This is a genomic window from Luteolibacter luteus (genome assembly GCF_012913485.1).
Lineage (GTDB): Bacteria > Verrucomicrobiota > Verrucomicrobiia > Verrucomicrobiales > Akkermansiaceae > Haloferula > Haloferula lutea.
The window spans coordinates 1562281-1582153 of record NZ_CP051774.1 but is presented as its reverse complement, the minus strand read 5'-3'; the positions used below and the strand labels follow the sequence as shown (position 1 = coordinate 1582153).

The following is a 19873-nucleotide window of genomic DNA, read 5'->3' as shown; positions in this document are numbered from 1 at the left end:
TCACGCGATTGCTTGAACGAATTGGGTTAAATGTATCGTTTTGTGTGCGTGAAATTGACTCTTCGCGCCGCATTGCTCGCTCCGGCCTTCTTTGCTCCTCTCATGGCCTCCCCTCAGGAGGAGATCGCCACCAAGGTCCCCCAAGCCAAGGCCATCCTCGAGGCTTGGCAGTCGAAGGAGCCGGTCAAGGCGGAAAAGAAGGTCCATATCGTTTACTGGAGCCCTTCCGACCGGGAACCGGCTCCGCAGCATCGTGAGCGCCTCGGTGCGATCATGGAAGATATCCGAGACTTCTACGCGAAGGAGATGAAGACCCTCGGCTTCGGTCCGCTGACGATCCGCCTCGACTACGCGGACGACGGAAAGATGAAGGTCCATGAGGTGAAAAGCCGCCTGCCCTACGAGAAGTTTGAAGTCCAATCCGGCGCTCAGATCCGCACCGAGTGCCTTCCGGTGCTGAGGGCTGCGGGGATCGATCCGGAGAAGGAGACGATCGTGATCTTCTGTAACATGTCGAACTGGGATCCGGAGAAGCGCACGATCAATCAGAACAGCCCCTACTACGCCGGCGGCACCAACCGCAGCGGCACCGCATGGCAGGTGGACTCGCCCATCCTCAATCTCGATTCACTGTCGAAGAAGGAGCCCCGCGTGCGGGACAAGCAGTACGGCGATATCTCGATCGGCCGTTACAATTCCATCTTCATCGGCGGCGTCTGCCATGAGCTGGGCCATGCGCTCGGCTTGCCCCACAATGAAGCGCGGCCCGACGAAGCAGCGGCCTTTGGCACGGCGCTCATGGGCAGCGGCAACCGCACCTATGGCGAGAACCTGCGCGGGGAAGGAAAGGGTTCGTTCCTAGGGCTCACCCACGGCCTCAAGCTTGCCTCGCATCCGATCTTCTGCGGCTCCGTGAAGGGGATCGACCTTCGACCGAACGGCGAACTCCACGATGTGAAGATCGAGAACAAGGGCAAGAGCTTCACCTTCACCGGAAAGGTCACGGCGGATCCCGCACCTTACGCCGTGCTCGGCTACATGGACCCCGATGGCGGCGGCGACTATGATGCGACGAGTTGCACGGCCATCCCGGACAAGGACGGCAATTTCACCTTGGAAGCAAATGCCCTGGAAGCCGGTAAGTCCGGTGTTTTTCGCGTGGTGATCATGCAGGTGAATGGCGCTGCCAGCTCCTTTGCCGGTGCGACGACTCCGTTTGCCTATCCCTATCTGGTTGCCGCAGATGGCTCCGTGGATCTTTCCGCGACCCAAGCGCGCATGCAGCTCAAACCCCTCACGGATGCCGTGGCGAAGAATGACAATGCCGCCATCGCGAAGGCATTAGCGGATCTTGAAGCTCTCAAGCCGGAGCCCTTGGTTCTGGAGACGGCCCGCGTGCTTGCCGGATCGCTTTCCGCGACTCCGGGGCCTGTTCCTTCCGAGGCGAAAGGTGACACCTGCCATCTCGCCGATGCCCAGCCGCTCTCGGCGAAGGTCGGCTATGGCCGGGCCGTCTTCAACCGCCTCCCGGAGGATGGCTTGCTGTTCTCGTGCGCCTCCCGTCTTTTCCCACGCGGTATCTATGCCCACGCCCCGGCAAAGCACATCTGGAGCCTGGATGGAAAATGGAAGACCTTCACCGCCCATGCGGGCCTGCCTGATGGCCGTGATGGCGGCTCTTGTGTCTTCGTGGTGAAGGGGGATGGCAAGGAACTCTCCCGCTCCAAGACGACCGAGGGAGGACAGCTCGTTTCCATGGCTCTTTCGGTGGAGGGTGTGAAGCAACTGGAGCTGACCGTGGAAGATGCCGGGGATGGCATCGGCTCGGACTGGGGTTGCTGGTTTGACCCTGCGGTGTCGCGCTGAGCGGGATCACTCGCGGACCAGCACATAGAAATAGCGTCCACCCTCGAGCGGGGTATCGACATATTCCAACACGAGTCCGTTGCCCGGTCCCGTGGGAGCAGCCAGCGGCCATTCCGTCTCGGGATCGCCCGTCAGGGTGTTCGAACGCCGCACGGCGAAGGAGACCCCGATCTCGGATTGATAGCGGATCACGATTCCCGGGCCATCCGGGCTCGAAGCTGTGCCGAGGATTTTCGGCGGATCGACCGCCAGTTCGTGAGCTCCGACCTCATGAGCGGTTCCTTGGAGGGATGGTCCGCCGAAGAGATCTCTGGGGCCGGTATCGATCCCGAAGCTCGTCTTCAGATTCAACCCTTTGCTGATGAGCGGTGAACTGGAGCGAAGCCGAAAGGCTGCCAGCCGCGAGTTGCCGGTGCTTTCGATGCTCACATCGGGGATATCAAAAAGGGGATCGAGAGTGGATCCGGTGGACTTGCCACTGAGTTTCTCTTGCCCCTTGCTACTCCGCCACGAACTGAGGCTGGAGTAGGTGGAGCCGTTGTCACGGATCACGAAGTTATCCCCGCTCGACCAATAGTTGTTTCCAGCGAAGCGAACATCCCCATCCGAATCCTGGTAAACGAGGCGGGTGTCTCCCGACGAAACGAAGATATTGTTGGCGATCACGATGTCATCTGGATCGTTGCCCGCTTCCATCACCTTGATCGCCGGGATGGTGGTGATGCCAGCTGCGGCGCTGATGAGGACGGTGTTTCCGTAGACCGCGAGATCATCGATATTATCGCAGACGCAGATTCCCGAGGCCGCGAAGGATCCAGGATCGCGCCCGTCGTTTTCGGAAACGTTGTAGCGGACCACATTGTCCGCGTTTCCGCTGCTGCCACTCTTGCCGTAGACGAGAAAGCCGGCCCCCGCATTGTCGTGGCTGTAATTGTACTGCATGACCGATTGGGTCACGCCAATGTCGAGGTCGAAGCCGCCGCCATCTCCGTTGGAGGTGACGTTGTGGTGGGATTCGTTGTGCTGGATGACGACGTTGCTGGAATGGTAAGCCCAAATCCCGATGGGGCCTTCGGCAGGCTGGTTGTTGGCACCATTGCCGTAAGCTACACAGTGTTCGATCAAGCCTCCGGTGACGCCGCCGAGTGTGATGCCACTGCCGGTGTTCACCGTACTGGCTGGATCTCCGGCTTGATCGTTTGCCACACATTCGGAAACCGTGACGTTCGCGAGGGAGGATTTGGAGCCGGTGAAGCCGAAGGTTTCGATCCCGCTATGAAGATTGTGATGAGCATGCACACGAGTGATGCGGACGTCATCGTAGCCGGAGTTGCCGTTGTAGCCTCCGATGACGAGGCCCCGGCTGCCGAATCCGCTGACATCGACTTCATCGACGCGGAGGTGGCGATATTTCAAGTCCCCCTCGGAGTCGGTGTAGAAGGTCAGGCCGCTACCCGTGCTCGTGGTCATGCCATCCGGGGCAACTCCTGATCCCGTAAGGTTCAAGCGGCTTACCTCGATGCCTCCGGCGTTGTAGAACAAGAGGGCATTGCCGTCCCCCGCGGAGATCGTCGCACGCTCCTCGCCGAGCGACGTCAGGATGATCGGCGCAATCAGCTGCCCCTGCTCGTCCGTGCCAGAATCGTTGGGGCCGAAAATCAGGCTACCTGTGAAAGTGCTACCTCCTGCCAGCAGGATCCGATCGCCGGGTTCGAAGTCGATGGAGTTCAGTGCCTCGAACTCTTCCTGCGTGGTGACGACGTGGTCTGCGGCAGCACAAGGATCCATCGCGAGGGTCAACGCGACCGAAAGGATTCCGACGGTTTGGAATGGAGAGGAAGCAAAGGCGGGACTGCCAAGGAGCTGCTTGTCTAGGCGCTCTCTGGATCCGGACGGGGCCGGGCTTCGCTTTGCTTTACTCCACATTTTTCCGGGATCTCTCTCGCAAACCGGGTGCCGGATTTGGGCCAGCTTGCCCGAAAGGTGGGGTGGGAAAAGCGGGCGGTACCTAGCACTTCTGATCTCACGGGTCGAGGTGAAATGCACAATCCACGTCACCATGCTCGACAGATGGCGTTCCTGCCGGTCTCTGAAAATCAACTCTTCCTGAAGAGCTTGGTGGGGCAATGCGAGGGGTTAGGGCTTCCGGAGGGGTATGAAGAAGGGGCTGCAGGAAAGATCCCGCAGCCCCTTCAAATCCGAATGGAATCTGGTCTCAAGCGCCCCAGCTCCAGCGCTCCGCCCACCAGCGGTAGGTCTGGCCATCTTGCATGATATGGCCTAGCCCCGGCCAGGGAAGGTGGAAGGCGTAACAGCGGGTCCGCTTCTCCACAGCTTCGTTCCAATACTTCTTCCGCGTGACGACGGCAGTCACGGGATCGTGGTCGAAAGCGATCGTCCAATCCGGGTCTGCGAACATCAGAAGGTGATGGTGAGCGAGGTCCATCAGATGGAGCAGCTCGTCATTTCCCGAGCGGATACGGAAGCACGCGTGGCCGTCGGTATGGCCTGGTGCCGCCTCGATCCGTACGATCCCGCCCAGAACCTCGGTGCCATCGGTGACCGGGCGAAGATTCTCCTGCAGGGTATCGAAGTGTGAACGGACTTCCTTGATCATGCCCGGGATCTGCCCCTTGTCCCGCTTGGACTTGGAGAAATCCGGTTCCGGCGAGCGCCAGAATTTCAGCTCGTCTTCGAGCAGATAAATCTTCGCGTTAGGGAAAGCCGGTTTGCCCTGGTGGACGAAGCCATTGAGGTGGTCTGAATGAGCGTGGCTCAAGAAGCCGGCGGTGACCTGATCCGGCGAAATCCCGACCGCAGCGAGCCCGTCGTTCAGCCAGCCCATCTGAGGATTGCCGCCTTTTCCAAATCCGGCATCGAAGAGCGCCACGTCATTGCCGCTGCGGATGACGAGGACGTTCACATATAGCGGCAGCGAATCGAGCCGCTCGCCGTGCTGTTGCATCGCCTCCTTCATCTTCGGGCGATCTTCCTCCGGCCACATCAGGCCCAAGCCTTCCCGGAAGCCGAGATTGCAATCGCTGATCGAAAACGCCTCCAGATCGCCGATCTTGAAGCGGTAGACGTAGGGATCGCGGAAGGGCGTTGCCGCTGCCGGGGTCTCGGCGGCAGCCTTGGCACTGAGCGCGGCCATGCCCGCCAAGGCGGACCCGACGAAGCCGCGGCGGGAGATCTCGGAAGCTCCGGTGGATGCTTTCATGGCCCGACACTACGGCGCGCCGTTTCGGATTTCATCAGTGAAACGCGGCCAGCGTGTCAGCGGGTCCGATTGGCGCGAAATCCCCCCAAATGAGGGTGCCGGCGAACTTCATGGCATCCCGCGGTTTCGGCAAGTCGTCCGCGGGCTGCCGGTGGTGCTTCTCAATCCTTCTTGGCCGTGTAATCGAACACGGTGGCTTTTTCGAGAAGCGGCTTCAGCTTCGCGCCGAAGGCTTTGTGGGCTTCATGGGGAAGGTAGGTTTCCAAGCCTGCCTTATCCTTGAAGGTGACGAGGAAGCAGTGGGTGAAACCGTCATTCAGACCTTCCACGCTCTCGCTTTTGCCCCACTCGTAGCCGGTGATGGTGTCGATTTTGGAAGGAAGCTCAGCGAAGGCCTTTTCAATCTCCTCGATCTTGTCGGCGGTGGCCTCCGGCTTGAATTTGAAGAGGACAACGTGGCGGAATTCATTTTCCGCGAGCGCGGAGTTGGCAAGGGCGGCAGACATGGCGGTAAGAACGAAGGCTTTGATCATGGCCCCAGACTCTCCCGGAGGAGAGCCGGGTGTCAAATACCCGCTTCGAGGCAGCCGGATCTCCAGCGGATGCTTGCCCAAGGGCATATCTCTCGCCGCCAGATACGGATCCGTACCTTCCGATGCGGTTGCCGGATACCAGCCTGAGTTCGCCGGTCTTACCGGGCCATCGGTCTTGAAGCAGCTTGGGCCGCGGGCCTTGTTGCTGACATTGGCGGGGTCCTCGCGTCAGTCTGCGATGAGCGAGGCGGGGGGTACTACGCGCCTAGTGGTAGCTTGGGGAAGCAACCTGGCTTGATGATTTCACCGGTGGTCGGTCGCTCCCGGGTTTGGCTCAAATCTGACGGCAGCGCCGAACCGATGGCAGAAGCCAAGTTTGCGACCGATCTGTCCGCGGCGGTTAGAATTCCTGCTCCGTCGGAAAAAGGTTACTTCTCCCAGTGGAAATGCTCCAGCTTGAGTTGCTTCGCTCGCTCGGCGGCCTCTTGGGCGCGGGGGCTTGCCAGCTTGGCGTGTTGTTCGGCCACGGCGATGGCGGCTTCCCAGCGCTCAGCGCTTTCGAGCAGGCCGCGGGCGCGCATGCCGCAGAGGTCCACCCATTTCCAGTTCGCGGGTGCTTGTTTCGAAGCATCTTGGAGGACGCTGAAGTAGACGTCCAAGGCCTCGGCCAAGCGCTTTTTGGAAGGGTCCTTGGAATCGGGCAGCTCCTCGAGCACCCGGCCTCGGAGATATTCCACTTCAAAGCGGCTCGAGGAATTCGGCGCCATGTTTGCCAGCAAATCCTCGTAGATGGCGAGGGCCTGCTCCAGCGGGGCATTGTCCGTGCCAGCACTGTTGAAGAGGGCGTCTCCCAGATGAAGCCCCGCGATCAAGCGGCGCGGGTCGTCTTTCTTCATCCCCTGAAACCACGGCAATAGTTCCTTTGCCGCCTCCGCGGGGCTAAGCACCTCGGTCTTCAGGAGCCGTGCCGCATCGGCCAACTCGCCGTTTGCTGCGATCAGCTTGTCAAAAAGGACGATGCTTTCTTGTTTCGCTTGGGCGGTCGCTCCCAAGGCCGCGGAGCGGGCGGCGAGCAAGAGGGCCGCTTGGGCATGGCGGCCATCGGGGGCGTCCATGGCCAGCTTTTCAAGTTCCAGGCGGGCTTGGTTGAAGTCGCCGTTTTTGAAGCGGGCATTGCCCTGCTCGTAGCGGATTTCGTTGGCCTGCGGATCCTTCGGGTTCGCCTTTAGATAAGCATCGGCGATTTGTGCCGCATCCGCCCAACGTTTCTCTACGGCGGCCACGCGAATCTTTGCCAAGACCAGGGAACCTTGGGGTAGCGTGGCGGCCTGTTGCTCGGAAATACTTTCGATCTGGGCTTTCGCAAAGGCCGGGTCCGGAGGGCTGTTTTCCAAGGCGGCGTGCGCTGCAGCCAGCCGTGCTTCGGCGATCCGCGGATGCTGTGGATGCTCGATGATGAACTTGTCCAGATCCTCCATCGCTGCAGGATCGCGTTTTGCCGTCAGGAACAAAGTGCGCTCGAGCGCGAGGTCATCCTCGATCCGGGGGTCCTTGCCATGGGCCTTTGAGACGGTATCGAAGCCCGGAAGATCCCCGGCTGCCAGCCGAGTCACTGCGGTATTCAGCCATGCTTGTCGTTGGCCTTCGCCGTCTAGCAAGGCGGCCGCTTTCTCAAGCTCTCCGGAGGCCAGGGTGAAATCGCCCGCGTCGAAGGCGGTGGTGGCGGCGGAAAGGAAGGCTTCGGCTCGCATGGCGGGTGCGACCTCCGCTTCATCAAGCGCGGAGAGCGAAGCCTCCGCCTGTTCCTTCCGGCCATCGGCCAAGTCCCAGCGGCTGATCTCCAGCAGGGCCCGGCGTGCCAGCGGATGATTGGGATAGTCGATTCGCAAGCGGGTGAGTAACTGGCGGGCACGGAACTTCGACTCCGCGGAACCCTCCCGCCTCAGGCCTATGGCCAGATGGAAGAGCGCCTGCGTTTCCAGTTCGTCCGCTGAGGGGCGGGCGCTCGGCCACACGGCGCTGCTATCGCTGCCCGTACCGAGTCCGATGGGAGTATCCGGAGGAGCGTCCCGGCACCATTCATCGAGACGGGTGAGGATCACGTCGTCGGTCGCGGGATGGGCCGGCAGACACTCCATCAGCAGCGGAAAAGCCTCGCCGATTTTTGGAGAGTCGCGGTTGAGTTCGATGAAGGCGATCAGTCCATCGATCGCTGCCTCGCGGTTGCCTGCGGCGAGCTGCGCGCGCGCAAGTCCCACCGTCGCTTCCTGGCGATAGGCGGCGAAGGCTTCGTCGCCGTGCTTCAGCATGGCGGAGAAAATCCCGGCGGCCGCCTGATGTTCGTTCAGGGCCAGCTGCGCCTGCCCCCGAAGCAATTCCGCGCGTGCCGCCTGAAGCGGAGTCATCTTTGCATTTGGCGGAGGCAGCGTCGCGAGCGCTTCCGCCCCTTTGCCTTGGTCGAGCAAGATGGAGGCGATCTCCATCTTGGCTTCCAGTACCGTCGCGGGATCCTTTTCTTTCGAAAGAATCTGGAGCGCTTCGAGCGCACCAGACAGATCGCCCAGTAGTTGCTGAAGCGCGGCGCGGGTGAAGAGCGCCTCGCGACGATGAGGCGCACTCTCTCCGGTGGATTTCTCATCCAGCGCGGCGACGGCTTCGGCGAGTTGTCCCTTCGAGGCAAGCGCTTGGGCTTTCCAAAAAGAAATCCCGGGATTGCCAGCCAGTGCCGGATCCGCGAGCAGCTTCAGCGCTTCATCCGCATCATTGGCACGGATCCGGGTTTCGATCAGGCGGAGCAGGATCGCCTGCTTGCCCGCAGCGTCTAGTTCCGGTGTGGCCAAGGCTGCCTCGAAGCGGGTCACGGCCACCTCCCACAACCTTGCCGACATCGCGTCGAGGCCATCGCGAAAGGCCGGGATGTTTTCCGGCTTCGGAGCTGCCGCCGTGGCGAGGGAAATCACCAGCGGGATGACAAGCAGCGGACGAAAACGCATGAGGGGACGCTAAACGGGACCTGCGGGCATGGCCAGCGGCGAGTCGTTATCAGAGGTCGCGAAAGCTCATTCGTCTCCGCCAATCGCGGCGAGCTTCGCAGCATCGGTACTCGCGAGGATCCGGCGCAGCTCGGAGGCGCTGATGCCTAGCTCCGCGCCCGCTTCCTTCAGGTCGCCATCGTGGCGCTCCAAGGAGCAAGCGGCTAGCTCGCGTGCGAACCAAGCGATCGCATTTTCGCCGGCAGGGACCGAATCCAGCAGGCGGCCGAGAGCCTGTTTCACGCCGCCCTTCTCCGATCCCGGAGCCGCAGCCAGCGGGATATCTGCCGGAAGGAGAACCGTGGAGGATGCGAGAGCGCAGGCGCGGGCGATCGTGTTTTCCAGTTCGCGCACGTTGCCCGGCCAACGGTGAGCCTGAAGGGCAGAGATCGCCTCAGCGGAGAGGCGGATGCGGGCCATCCCATTCTTGCGGGTGATCCGCTGGAGGAAAAACTCGGCCAGCAGCGGAATGTCCTCCGCGCGCTCCCGGAGAGGGGGCAGGCGGATTTCCACCACGTTCAGTCGATAGTAAAGGTCTTCCCGGAAGCGGCCTGCGGCGACTTCGGAGGAAAGCGTCTTGTTGGTCGCGGTGACGATCCGGACGTCCGCGCTCAGGGTTTCGTTCGAACCGACACGGGAAAAGGTGCCGTCCTGCAATACACGGAGCAGCTTCACCTGCACGGAAAGCGGCATGTCGCCGATTTCGTCCAGGAAAAGCGTGCCACCATCGGCCTGTTCGAAGCGACCGGCCCGGCGAGCGATGGCACCGGTGAAAGATCCCTTTTCATGGCCGAAAAGCTCGCTTTCCAAGAGGTTCTCCGGGATGGCACCGCAATTGATCGCGATCAACTCCTGCTGGCGGCGGGGCGAGTATTCGTGGATCGCCTTGGCGACCAGTTCCTTGCCGGTGCCGCTTTCACCGGTGACCAAAACAGGTGCGTCGGAGCGGGCAACCCGGCCGACGATTTTGAAAACATCCTGAAGAGCGCGGGAGACGCCGATGATCTTCACCCGGCCGTCCAGGCTAGGCATTTCCGCGGCAGGTTGCTCGGCAGAGCGCCGGTCATCGGCGGTCTGGAGAGCGCTTTCGACCACCGGGCGGAGTTCGAAGGGTAGGGCCTCCTTCCGCATCACGTCATGGGCACCCCGCTGGGTGGCCTCGATCACTTGGCCCGTGCTGGGGAAGCCGGTGGTGAGGATGACGAGGGTGGACGGTGAGCTCTGTCGCAAGCGGGAAAGAAGCTCGAGCCCGTCAAAGGGCTGGAGCTGGATGTCCGCCACCACCAGGTCCACCGGGGTCTTTTCGACCACTTTCACGGCGTTGTCGGCATTATCGCAGCGCAGGATTCGGAGTCCGTTCGCGGTCAAATGTTTGGTGGCCCACTCCAGAAAGTCGTGGTCCTGATCGACTAGAAGAATCGTTTGCTCCGGCGGTGCGTCAGCCATGTGTTGCAAGGGCAACCCTGTCTCCTCCGGCGGACAAGCGCAAGCCACCCGTATGTCAGGGATTTTGACCTCAAGCATGAGGATGGCTCATGTCTGGCGGGCTAGCGGGTGAATCAAACGAGGGATCCAGTCCCGCTCTCGTATTTGTGCGTAGCTGTCCGGGGCGCAATTTCCCCGGTTAGGCCTCGATCGTGGCGGCGTTGCCGGGGTGCTCGAAGGCTGGCCGCCGCGCGGGTCGAGGAAAGCGCCACTCCAAGAAGTAGGCGAGCAGAGCTGCCAAGAGCGCACTTCCCCCTACCCAGCAACTTGTCCGGGCGGAAGGGGCGATGAGTTCCATGGGTGTGAAAGGGACGGGCGCGGCGGCTTTCTCGATGATGGCGATCGGTGCACCGCTGGAGAGGCTTTGGAGCCGCAGGTCGATGTAGGCATTTCTGGCGGTTTCCAGGGCCTTCGCGCTTTCTTCGAATTTGCGCTTGGCTTCGAGCGATTCCGGGGTGGGGACGAAAGGTTCTTGGGGAGCATCGAGGCTTATCTTCACATGCTGGCTGTAGAGCTGGCCGTTTTCCTTGTGGGCCTTGTTGAGCGCCTCAAGCGCGGCTTCCGTATCCATGATCCGCTGGCCGTGCATTTCCGACGCCTTGCTGCTCGCCAAGACCGGAAGCCAGTCGCAGAGGCTGGCTTTGGTGAGGGTGTTTCTGCCGTTGACCATGATCGCCAGCAGGGAGGTGCCATGAATCTCTTCGCAGTGGATGATCTTGCGGAGATCCTCGGCCGCGGTGGCGTTCCACTCCTTCAGGTAGCCGGAGCGTGAGGCCGCCTCCTGAAGCACTGCGTCGGAAAGCAGCAACTCCCGGATCTCTACCATGGATAGCGTGGCTGTGTCCTCGCGCTGGATCACGCCGCGTGCTTGGATGTCGTGCTGGTATCCCTGCCATTCGCGTCCGCCTCCGATCAGTAGGGCGAGGAGCGGGAGGCACCAGAAGAGATGTCGCCAGCGGAGGGCTACCACGGCGGGGCTCCAGCGGTTGATGAAAGGGTGATTCATGGGAAAGCGGGGATGCCGGGGATTACTAGGAACTTCATTTGCCAACGCGATCCGAGATCGAGCTTCGAGGCAACCGGGCGGAAAAGCGCCGGCGGAGAGAGGACCGGATCCACGGTCTCGTCATAGGATGGAATGCAGGTTCCCGGAGCGAACACCAGTGTGCGGGGGCGCATCAGGACGGGGGCGCATCAGGACCACTCCGCTGCTGGTGTTTGCAAACTTGGAAGAGTGGACCCAGTTCCCGACCATCGCTCCAAGCAAAGGGAGCAACCACAGCACGTGAATCCAGCGAGACGCCAAAACACAAAAATCCCACCTGCGATGCGGGGTGGGATTCATGGGTCCGAGGCGTAGCAGGAACCCCGGGGACTTCAAGATGAAACGTCTTCCTCAGAGACCGCCGAACCGGCGGTGCCGTCGCGCATATTCCTGCGCGGCCTCGAAGACATCCGCTTGCCCGAAGTCCGGCCAGAACTTCTTGAAGATCACGATCTCGGCGTAGCTGATTTGCCAGAGCAGGAAATTTGAAACCCGCAGTTCACCGGAAGTGCGGATCAGGAGGTCCGGATCCGGAATCCCGGCAGTATAGAGGCGGGAGGCGACCATCGAGCAGTCGATCTTCGACGGGTCAATCTTCCCGGCCGCCGCATCAATGGCCAGGGAGCGGGCTGCTTCCGCGATCTCCTCGCGTGCGCCATAGGAAAGCGCGAGCACGAGGGTCAGCGAGGTATTGCCCGAGGTGCGCTGGATCGCCTTGTCGAGTTTGCGCCGGGTGCGGTCCGGGAGTCGGTCGAGATGACCGATCGCTTGGAGCCGCACGTTTTGTTTCATCAGTTCCTCCGCCTTCTCTTCAAGAAAGCGTTCGAGCAGGGCCATCAGCGCGGTGACTTCCGCGGCGGGACGGTTCCAGTTCTCGGAGGAGAAGGCGTAGAGCGTGAGATACTCCACGCCGAGTTGCTTGCAGGCCTCCACGCATTCCCTGACCGAATCCGCCCCGGCACGATGACCATCGCGCCGCGGCAGGCCGCGTTCCTTGGCCCAGCGCCCGTTGCCATCCATGATGATGGCGATGTGGCGAGGAATGGAGCGTTCTTCGTTCATGGGGAGGACCGCATTGGAATGCGGATGAGCGAGCATCGGATGAAGGGGTGGTGAATTTTCAGACCACGAGAGTCTGAGCACGGTCCGGGCCCACGCCTACGAATTTCACGGGCGTGTCGCAGAGGTCGCTCAGGCGCTTGAGGTAAGCCTTCGCATTGGCGGGAAGCTGGTCGTAGCTGGTGAAGCCGGAAGTATCCTGCTGCCAGCCGGGAAGCTCTTCGTAGATCGCGACGGCGCGATCCCAAGCGTGGCGGTCCGCCGGAGGAAGCTCGTGCACGGTGCCATCGATATCGTAGCCGGTGCAAATACGAAGGGTCTCGTACTTGTCGAGACCATCGAGGTTCGTCACGGCCAGGCCGGTGGCGCCATTCACCATGCAGCCGTGGCGGAGCAAGACGGCATCCAGCCAGCCGCAGCCGCGCGGGCGGCCGGTGGTGGCGCCGAACTCGCGGCCGAGGTCATGCAGGTATTGGGACAGACCTTCGTCGCCGGTCGGGAAAGGACCGGAACCCACGCGGGTGGTGTAGGCCTTGCAGACGCCGATGACTTCCTGGATGGAGTTCGGCGGCAAGCCGCTGCCGGTGCAGCAGCCCCCCGAGGTCGTGTTCGAGGAGGTGACGAACGGATAGGTGCCGAAATCGATGTCCAGCAGTGAACCTTGGGCACCTTCGAAAAGGATGGTCTTCCCAGCCTTCCATGCAGCGTGCAGCACCGGGATGGTGTTCTTCACGTGCGGACGCAGGCGGGCAAAGGCGGCGAGCACTTCCTCGGCCTGCTCTTCGGCGTTGAAGGTTGGCAGGCCGAACTTCGCGAGCACCTCGTTCGCCTCGGCGGTGCGGTGTGCGACCATCTCGCGGAAGTAATCTTCATCGAGAAGATCCGCGATGCGCAGGCCACAGCGATTGATCTTGTCCGCATAAGCGGGGCCGATGCCGCGCTTGGTGGTGCCGATCTTGCGGTCGCCGAGGGCGGCTTCGCGGGCAGCATCCAGTTCCTTGTGCAGCGGCAGCACCACGTGGGCGCGGTCCGAAATGAGCAGCTTCTCCGGGGTGATGGAGACGCCCTGTCCTTCCACGCGCTCGATCTCCGCGACGAGGCCGACGGGATCCACCACAACGCCATTGCCGATCACATTGATCTTGCCGTCCCAGAGGATGCCGGAAGGAAGCAGGTGCAGCACATACTTGGTGCCGCGGGCGATCACGGTATGCCCGGCGTTGTTTCCGCCTTGGCCGCGCACGACCACGTCGGCGGATTCCGTGAGATAATCGACGATCTTGCCTTTTCCTTCGTCTCCCCACTGGAGACCGGTGACGATGGTGTTCATGTTCTTTAACCGCGAATGATCGCGAATGGACGCGAATGAAGAAAAATTCCTGCTGCCGGTTTAGGACGATCAGCGTCCGTTACGGCGTGCGATTTTTGTGGTTGGGTGGAAACCCCATGCTTTGCGTGCCGCGCTCAGATTGAGAATGAGGAGGCCGGGCATGAAGTTTCCCGAAGAAGGCCTGCCTTGGAAGGCAGGCCCTGATGAGAGGTCAGTGACCGGAGACGGGTCGCCCGGCTCCGGATTCTCGCCGCTTTGGAGTTCTATGGAGCACGAGACGATGGCGTAGACCACGTCTTTCAAATCCGACTCGCGTCCATTCGCGTCCATTCGCGGTTAGAGCCTCATTTCGTTTGATCGATCAGCGAGGCGAACTCTTCGAAGAAGTAAGTCGCATCGTGCGGGCCGGGAGCAGCCTCAGGGTGATACTGCACGGAGAAGACCGGCATGTCCTTGTGGCGGATGCCCTCGACCGTGTCGTCGTTCAGATTCAGGTGCGTGACCTCGACGTTCGAGGGCAGCGATTCGGCATCCACGGCGAAGCCATGGTTCTGCGAAGTGATGGAGATGCGGCCGCTGCGAAGGTCCTTTACCGGCTGGTTGCCACCGCGATGGCCGAACTTCAGCTTGTAGGTCTTGCCGCCGAAGACGTGGCCGAGGATCTGGTTGCCGAGGCAGATACCGAAGACCGGCTTCTTGCCGATGAGCTTCTTGACCTCCTCGTGGATGTAGCCGAGCGCAGCCGGATCGCCCGGGCCGTTCGAGAGGAAGATGCCGTCCGGATTCTTCGCGAGCACGGACTCGGCAGAGCTGCGGGAATTCACCACGTCCACTTCAAATCCAGCCTGGCGCAGGCGGCGGAGAATGTTCCACTTGATGCCGAAATCGAAGGCTACGATGCGATGCTTGATCGGTGGCAGCTCGAGGTAGGTCTCAAGCTGGCCGGTCGAGGCATTCGGCAGGGCAAAGCGGCGGGAGTCATCCTGCCAGATGTAGCCGGCCTCGGTGGAGACTTCCTGCACGTAGTCCATGCCTTCCATGGAGGGCGAGGCTTGGGCCGTCTTGATTGCTTCCTCGGCGCTCAACTCGGTCGTGAGACAAGCACGCATCGCCCCGCGGGAACGCAGGTGCTTGGTCAGTGCGCGGGTATCGACGTGCTCGATTCCGACCACGCCGTGCTGCGAAAAGTAGTCCGGGAGAGATTGGCGGGAGCGCCAGTTCGAGGCGACCGGGGAAAGCTCGCCGATCACGAAGCCGCGGACATGCGGGGCGGAGGACTCAGCATCTTCCGGGTTGATCCCGTAGTTTCCGATCTGCGGGTAGGTCATCGCGACGATCTGGCCGCGGTAGGAGGGATCGGTGATAACCTCCTGATAACCCGTCATCGAGGTATTGAAGCAGATTTCCCCGGTGGTGGTTCCGGAAGCACCGAAGGCACGGCCTTCGAAAAGGCGGCCGTCTTCAAGGGCGAGAATGGCTTTCATGGGCGCGGGACACCGCGGAGGACGCTGCCCGCGCGGCGCGCGGAACGTAGGGGAGGGCTGGGTCAGGTCACAAGCGGAATCCGGCTTCGATTTTTGTCACGGTTTCAGATGCAGGGCCTTCAGCCCGCAAAACTTGGCGAATTGCCCGATTCCATGATCAGAAAAAATCACCGCTCTTCCACCTGTCGCCTCAGCTTGTGGGCGCGGGACAGATTCTGCTCAAAGATCTCCTCCAGCCGCTTGGTGAACTCGTGGGCGGATTCTCCGTCCTCAGGGATCAGCGGCTCTCCGAGCTCAAAACTCAGGCGGATCGGAAACTCCGGCTTTTTCCACAAGGGCCAGCCCTTTTCGAGGAAGCGGGTGTTACTCCGGATGAATACAGGGCGCACCGGGACCCCCGCCTTGCGAGCGATCAGGGCGCAGCCTCCGCGCAGGGGATTGATCCAGCGGGCCTCATGGCGTGTCCGGGTTCCCTCGGGGAAAAGCAGGAGCTGGCCGCCCTGATGAAGGGAATCGGCGGCGGCTTTCACCATCCCGGCCGAAGAGCCATTCGGAATGTAGCCAGCCAGACGCGCGCCGCCGCCGAGGAAGGGATTCTTCAAAATCGCCTCCTTCATGATGCAGATCGGCTGGGGGAGCTTGGAAATCACGAAGACCGCGTCCCAAAGCGAGGTGTGATTCGGCGCGATGATCACCGGCCCCTCCGTCTGTTTCAGGGCATCGAGGGATTCAAGATCAGCGTGAACCAGATCGGTGGCTCGCAAGTATCGGACGAAAATCCGGAAAGCACGGTGCAGCATCCCACGGCCCAATTTCTTGGCCACGGAGCAGGGCAGCATGATGATCAGGGGAATGGAGAGCGCGGTGATCAGAAGTCCTGCCACGCCCCAGTAGGCGAAGGCGCCGAGGGTTGCGACGGCATCCCAGAGCTCACGCCACCAACGCTTTGGCGTGGCATTCGCGATGGCCTGCGGCGCTCGCAGACTCTGGCTTTCGACGGGTGGCATGGGAGGAAACGCGTCCGAATTCTAACCGGTGACCCCTATTCCGGTCCATGGAAAATTCCGGCGCAAAATGCCCGTTAGAGGCTTGTCACGAGCGGCCACAGGGGGATGGATGCGCCTCATGAATAATCCACTCGCCGCCCTGCCGCACGGCCCCGAGTTCCGCTTTGTGGATGGCCTCGATTCCTTGGAGCCCGGAAAGTCCGCCACTGGCCATTATCTGGTCAGGGGAGACGAGCCCTTCCTTGCGGGACATTTCCCAGGGAATCCGTTGATGCCGGGAGTCGTTCTAATCGAGGCGGTCGCCCAGCTTGGTGGCGTGGTCGCGCAGAGCAATCCTATGATTCCTCCTCTGAAAAACCTCCTGCTGACGGGGGTGCGCGCGGCGAAGATTCTCGGTGCGGCGGTTCCGGGGGAAATGCTGACGCTCAAGGCGGAGGTCGAAGGGCGGCTCGGCGGGATGATCCAGGTATCCGGTGAGGTCAGTGTGGGCGACCGGCCCTTGGCCACTGCCAAGATCATGCTCAGCGGGCAGGAGGGCTGAGCGCCTAGCGGTGGTTCACGTATTTCTTCTTCAGCTCTGCTCGTCCCAGCTTCCACGCGGCCTCATCCGCGTCGATCACCCAGTGGCGGGGAAGTTCCCAGCCTGCCAAGGTTTCCGATGCAGCGTGCCGCAGGCTATCGAGGGAGCCGTTTTTCAGTAAAACCATCGCGGCGATTTCCTCGACCCGCTCCGGATCATGGCTCGGCACACCGAAGACCTTCGCCTTCTCGATGAGCCCCGTGGCGATCAGGGCCGCCTCGATCTTCGCAGGCCCGATCTTCCGGCCTGCGACATTGATGGACTCGGCACCGCTGCTCTCCAAGAGCAAGTGTCCCTTTTCAATCCGGCCGAAATCCTGGGTAAGGAATTGCCCGTCTCCCAGCAATTCACCCTCCCGGGTGGTCTGGTAGCCGAGGGCGGCCGATGAACTTGCGACGAGGAATCGTCCGGACTCGTGAACGCTCACCGCCACGCCATCGAAGGCGGTTCCTAGATCCGTGGTGGAACTCCGCGGTACCCCGCTGCCGTCGAAGGAGATGCCACCGCATTCGCTGGCACCGTAGAAATTGTGGAGCTTCAGCCCGCAGCTTTCGAAGATGGTGTTTTCCAGCTCCAGCGAGAGGGGGGCGCCCGCGGAAATGGCCATCGCGATGTTTGGCTTGTTCAGCACGCCCGAGCGATGCCAAGCCCGCCACATGGATGGGACGGCCGGAACGACCATCTGCTTGTGTTCTGCCAAGGCATCCGCCACGACCCGCGGGAAAGGAACTTCCACCGCATGCACCGGCACCCCGTGCAGAAGCAGCGGCAGGATAATACTAGAGAAGCCGTAGGAATGGGTGACGGAAGCGGCCGCCAGATTCGGCAGCTCATGGCGCAAGCCCATGGCGGCGACAAGTCGATCGGCATCGGCAGCGATTTGCTCTGCGGAGAAGAACACAGCGCGCGGCTTTCCCTCGATGCCCGGCGTCAGCTTCAGATGCGCGGTCCCTTGCGGAAACTCCTCCGGCAGCCCGGGCTCCGGAGCATCCTTCTCCAAGGCGAGCACCGCCTGGCCATCCCGCCAGCCGCGCAAGGTCTCCGCCGCGATGTCCGCGACGCCGCCTTGGGCGAATACCGTGCCCCGCGCGAGCGAGGTGCCTTCCAAGCGCTCGGCAAGGTCGGCGAAAGTCCAGACGTCCCCATTTTCAATGATCGCCGTCCGATTGCGGAACCGGGACAAGGTTTCGAGCCAGCGTTCGTGGAGAAGGGAAACGGGGCATCGGGCGTTCGGCGGCATGAATCGGCGTGAGGCGCGTCCAACTGCATGGCTTTCCCCTTGGAAGCAAGGCATTCCTGCCGGTTTGGCCGACCCGGAAGACGGGCTAATCCGACTTTTTCCCGGTCGGTGTCACTTTCGAGCGGCCTCATCCGTCGTCCTTTTGAACACGTGAGGCACCCGGCGATGACACAAAAATGCGGACCCGACCGTCTGGACGGTTTGACCCCGACCGTCTGGACGGTAGGGTCGCCGCGCGACGCTGAAATGACACGGGCAAACCAAAGCACGAGGGACCAGTTGCTGGACGCGGCGGAGACGGTGGGCGTGCGCGAGGGGATCGCGCGGCTGACCTTTGACGCGGTGGCGGCGGAGGCAGGGGTAAGCAAGGGCGGCCTGCTCCACTACTTCACCAACAAGGACCAGTTGATCGAAGCGATGGTCCGGCGCGCGGCGGACGGCTGGCGGCATCACTTCATGTCCTCCTATGAGAGTGTACCGCCCGGGCCGGGACGCATGGTGCGGGGACTCCTGCTGGGCTGCTTCACGGATGCCCAGGCATGGACGGAGGAGCTGCGCCGCAGTTACTCCTCGGTCTTCGCGGCACTCGCGCAGAATCCGGCCCTCATCCAGCCGATGCGGGAGACCTACGAGGAACTTTACAGCTATTTGAAGGCGGACGGCCTGCCCCAAGGGGTGGCCGAGACGATCAGCACGGCGATGGACGGTCTGTGGTTCTACTGGGTGCTCCGGCTGCGGCCGGTGGTGCAGGCGGACCTCGACAGCATGCGCACGGTGCTGGAGCGGGCGATTTCCCAAGCAATCGAAGCCGCTGCCAAGAACGACGGATCTCAAACGACTACCTCTCAGGAATCATGAAGGCATCACATTGGGTTGCATCTTTAGCGCTGGTCGCCGCCGTGGTTGCGGTGGGTGCCGGTCTGGCTGCGAAGAAGAAGGCGGATATTCAAAAGTCGATCGAGGAGGCGGCAATGATGCCGGAGCAAATGGAGGCGGTGATCGTGCAAACGGCCCGCGAGGTCGAGCACCGTCGCACCACCACCGCAGTGGGCAGCGTGCTGGCCCTTCGCTCGGTGACCTTGAAAAACGAGGTCTCCGGGACGGTTGCCAAAGTCGACCTCACGCCGGGGAAGATCGTGGAGGCGGGCGAGGTGCTGGTGGCGCTGGATGTTTCCGTGGAAGAAGCGGAGCTCAGGGCGCTGGATGCACAAGCTGCGCTGACCGAGACGAACTTGAAGCGCGCCGACACGCTGGTTTCCAGTAGCGCGACCTCGAAGAAGGATCTCGATCAAGCACGTGCGGAGCGCGATGTGGCGCTGGCGCAGACCGAGCGGACGAAGGCCATGATCGCGCGCAAGATCATCCGCGCGCCCTTCCGCGCACGGATCGGTCTTTCGGACGTCCATCCGGGACAATATCTGGAGGAGGGCACGGAACTGACCACGCTGCAGGGCGTGGATGAGGCGGTCTACGTGGACTTCTCCGTCACGCAGGCGGTGGCTGCCGGCTTGAAGCAGGGCGACCCGGTTGAGGTTGCCGGCTCCAGCAAGGAGACGCCGGTCACCGCCACGATCGAAGCCCTCGATGCGCGCATCGATCGCGCGACACGTAGCGGCTGGGTGCGTGCGAAAGTAGCGGACGCCGCCAAGGTGCCGCCACCGGGCGCTTCGGTGCAGGTGCGGGTGCCTCTCGGTCCACCGCGCAAGGTGGTCGCGATTCCGATCAGCGGGCTGCGTCGCGGCCCACAGGGTGACCACGTGTTCGTGGTCATCGCGGACAAGGAAGGAAAGCCGCGGGCTTCTACCCGACTGGTCCAAAGCGGAGCGGTGCTCGGTGACGAGGTGCTGATCGAAAAGGGCCTCAGCGCGGGCGAGCAGCTCGCGGCTTCCGGTTCCTTCAAGTTGCGCGAAGGCGTGCTGGTCGCGGACATGGGCAAGGCCCCGCAAGGCCAGCAGGCGCAGTAAGACAGACACGTAATCCTTTCTTCCTCCA

General features: G+C 62.1%; 15 protein-coding genes. 4 read left to right on the top strand and 11 right to left on the bottom strand.

Going from position 1 to position 19873, the window contains the following annotated elements:
* The first annotated feature begins 48 nt into the window (after nucleotides 1–48).
* Complete coding sequence (locus tag HHL09_RS06535; protein WP_169453765.1) at nucleotides 49–1866, top strand: NPCBM/NEW2 domain-containing protein; 1818 nt, start codon at nucleotides 49–51, stop codon at nucleotides 1864–1866.
* A 6-nt stretch (nucleotides 1867–1872) separates the two neighbouring features.
* On the opposite strand, the gene HHL09_RS06530 is transcribed toward HHL09_RS06535, so the two are convergent.
* From HHL09_RS06530 to HHL09_RS06485, 10 genes are all read right to left on the bottom strand, one after another.
* Complete coding sequence (locus tag HHL09_RS06530) at nucleotides 1873–3654, bottom strand: right-handed parallel beta-helix repeat-containing protein (RefSeq protein ID WP_169453764.1); 1782 nt, start codon at nucleotides 3652–3654, stop codon at nucleotides 1873–1875.
* Nucleotides 3655–4081: 427 nt separating this feature from the next.
* On the bottom strand, nucleotides 4082–5086 hold the full coding sequence (locus HHL09_RS06525; RefSeq protein ID WP_169453763.1) for an MBL fold metallo-hydrolase: 1005 nt from the start codon (nucleotides 5084–5086) through the stop codon (nucleotides 4082–4084).
* Between the two features lie 161 nt (nucleotides 5087–5247).
* Nucleotides 5248–5619: a Dabb family protein gene (locus HHL09_RS06520; RefSeq protein ID WP_169453762.1), complete on the bottom strand. Its 372-nt coding sequence runs from the start codon at nucleotides 5617–5619 to the stop codon at nucleotides 5248–5250.
* A 428-nt stretch (nucleotides 5620–6047) separates the two neighbouring features.
* Nucleotides 6048–8612, bottom strand: a complete 2565-nt coding sequence (locus HHL09_RS06515; RefSeq protein WP_169453761.1) for a tetratricopeptide repeat protein — start codon at nucleotides 8610–8612, stop codon at nucleotides 6048–6050.
* Between the two features lie 66 nt (nucleotides 8613–8678).
* Nucleotides 8679–10097, bottom strand: coding sequence for a sigma-54-dependent transcriptional regulator (locus tag HHL09_RS26650; protein ID WP_169453760.1), 1419 nt, complete (start codon nucleotides 10095–10097; stop codon nucleotides 8679–8681).
* A 178-nt stretch (nucleotides 10098–10275) separates the two neighbouring features.
* Nucleotides 10276–11142 (bottom strand): hypothetical protein, encoded by an 867-nt coding sequence (locus tag HHL09_RS06505; protein ID WP_169453759.1) that lies wholly within the window; start codon nucleotides 11140–11142, stop codon nucleotides 10276–10278.
* A gap of 390 nt (nucleotides 11143–11532) precedes the next feature.
* Complete coding sequence (uppS, locus tag HHL09_RS06500; RefSeq protein WP_169453758.1) at nucleotides 11533–12243, bottom strand: undecaprenyl pyrophosphate synthase; 711 nt, start codon at nucleotides 12241–12243, stop codon at nucleotides 11533–11535.
* 58 nt (nucleotides 12244–12301) lie between these two features.
* Nucleotides 12302–13570 (bottom strand): adenylosuccinate synthase, encoded by a 1269-nt coding sequence (locus HHL09_RS06495; protein ID WP_169453757.1) that lies wholly within the window; start codon nucleotides 13568–13570, stop codon nucleotides 12302–12304.
* Between the two features lie 344 nt (nucleotides 13571–13914).
* Entirely contained in the window at nucleotides 13915–15054 is a 1140-nt protein-coding gene (gene carA, locus HHL09_RS06490) for a glutamine-hydrolyzing carbamoyl-phosphate synthase small subunit (protein WP_169453756.1), read from the bottom strand.
* A gap of 167 nt (nucleotides 15055–15221) precedes the next feature.
* A complete protein-coding gene (locus HHL09_RS06485) occupies nucleotides 15222–16061 on the bottom strand; it encodes a lysophospholipid acyltransferase family protein (protein ID WP_169453755.1) in 840 nt (279 codons plus the stop codon).
* 118 nt (nucleotides 16062–16179) lie between these two features.
* Here HHL09_RS06485 and HHL09_RS06480 point away from each other — a divergent pair, with 118 nt between their 5' ends.
* Entirely contained in the window at nucleotides 16180–16602 is a 423-nt protein-coding gene (locus HHL09_RS06480; RefSeq protein ID WP_240963744.1) for a 3-hydroxyacyl-ACP dehydratase FabZ family protein, read from the top strand.
* A 4-nt stretch (nucleotides 16603–16606) separates the two neighbouring features.
* Here HHL09_RS06480 and HHL09_RS06475 read toward each other — a convergent pair whose 3' ends face one another.
* Nucleotides 16607–17881, bottom strand: coding sequence for an AMP-binding protein (locus HHL09_RS06475; protein ID WP_169453753.1), 1275 nt, complete (start codon nucleotides 17879–17881; stop codon nucleotides 16607–16609).
* Between the two features lie 246 nt (nucleotides 17882–18127).
* On the opposite strand from HHL09_RS06475, the gene HHL09_RS06470 reads away from it, so the two are divergent.
* Complete coding sequence (locus HHL09_RS06470) at nucleotides 18128–18739, top strand: TetR/AcrR family transcriptional regulator (protein ID WP_169453752.1); 612 nt, start codon at nucleotides 18128–18130, stop codon at nucleotides 18737–18739.
* The gene (locus HHL09_RS06465) at nucleotides 18736–19845 is read left to right on the top strand and encodes an efflux RND transporter periplasmic adaptor subunit (RefSeq protein ID WP_169453751.1); all 1110 of its coding nucleotides are present in this window, start codon (nucleotides 18736–18738) and stop codon (nucleotides 19843–19845) included. The genes HHL09_RS06470 and HHL09_RS06465 overlap by 4 nt, the downstream gene beginning before the upstream one ends.
* Nucleotides 19846–19873 lie beyond the last annotated feature (28 nt).

Excerpts from the sequence above, each read along its gene's own strand:
- carA (WP_169453756.1), bottom strand. The coding sequence starts at position 15,054 with ATGAAAGCCATTCTCGCCCTTGAAGACGGCCGCCTTTTCGAAGGCCGT.
- HHL09_RS06465 (WP_169453751.1), top strand. The coding sequence starts at position 18,736 with ATGAAGGCATCACATTGGGTTGCATCTTTAGCGCTGGTCGCCGCCGTG.
- HHL09_RS06515 (WP_169453761.1), bottom strand. The coding sequence starts at position 8,612 with ATGCGTTTTCGTCCGCTGCTTGTCATCCCGCTGGTGATTTCCCTCGCC.
- HHL09_RS06505 (WP_169453759.1), bottom strand. The coding sequence starts at position 11,142 with ATGAATCACCCTTTCATCAACCGCTGGAGCCCCGCCGTGGTAGCCCTC.
- HHL09_RS06520 (WP_169453762.1), bottom strand. The coding sequence starts at position 5,619 with ATGATCAAAGCCTTCGTTCTTACCGCCATGTCTGCCGCCCTTGCCAAC.
- uppS (WP_169453758.1), bottom strand. The coding sequence starts at position 12,243 with ATGAACGAAGAACGCTCCATTCCTCGCCACATCGCCATCATCATGGAT.
- HHL09_RS06470 (WP_169453752.1), top strand. The coding sequence starts at position 18,128 with ATGACACGGGCAAACCAAAGCACGAGGGACCAGTTGCTGGACGCGGCG.
- HHL09_RS06525 (WP_169453763.1), bottom strand. The coding sequence starts at position 5,086 with ATGAAAGCATCCACCGGAGCTTCCGAGATCTCCCGCCGCGGCTTCGTC.
- HHL09_RS06485 (WP_169453755.1), bottom strand. The coding sequence starts at position 16,061 with ATGCCACCCGTCGAAAGCCAGAGTCTGCGAGCGCCGCAGGCCATCGCG.
- HHL09_RS06495 (WP_169453757.1), bottom strand. The coding sequence starts at position 13,570 with ATGAACACCATCGTCACCGGTCTCCAGTGGGGAGACGAAGGAAAAGGC.
- HHL09_RS06475 (WP_169453753.1), bottom strand. The coding sequence starts at position 17,881 with ATGCCGCCGAACGCCCGATGCCCCGTTTCCCTTCTCCACGAACGCTGG.
- HHL09_RS06480 (WP_240963744.1), top strand. The coding sequence starts at position 16,180 with ATGAATAATCCACTCGCCGCCCTGCCGCACGGCCCCGAGTTCCGCTTT.
- HHL09_RS06530 (WP_169453764.1), bottom strand. The coding sequence starts at position 3,654 with ATGGATCCTTGTGCTGCCGCAGACCACGTCGTCACCACGCAGGAAGAG.
- HHL09_RS26650 (WP_169453760.1), bottom strand. The coding sequence starts at position 10,097 with ATGGCTGACGCACCGCCGGAGCAAACGATTCTTCTAGTCGATCAGGAC.